This is a genomic window from Methyloparacoccus murrellii (assembly GCF_054657115.1).
Genome location: NZ_BAAHXD010000161.1, coordinates 1 through 201, shown reverse-complemented (window position 1 = coordinate 201; position 201 = coordinate 1). Strand labels below are relative to the sequence as shown.

Below are 201 nucleotides of genomic sequence, written 5' to 3'. Positions count from 1 at the left end.
GCTGGCCGCCGGCGCGGCCGACCTGCTGGACATCCCGGCCGAGCCCTTCGCCCGGGTGCCCTCCATATCCCTCGACTACGCCGTCATGGAAGTGGCCGACAACGTCGCCGTGGTCCCCGCGGAATTCGGCTGGAGCGATGTCGGCTCGTGGGCCGCCATCAGCGCCCTGACCGCCCCGGACGACGACAACAACCGCGCCAA

General features: G+C 71.6%; 1 pseudogene. It reads left to right on the top strand.

Going from position 1 to position 201, the window contains the following annotated elements:
* Positions 1 to 201: pseudogene (gene cpsB / locus ACYQ1H_RS15725) on the top strand (mannose-1-phosphate guanylyltransferase/mannose-6-phosphate isomerase); the annotation flags it as partial.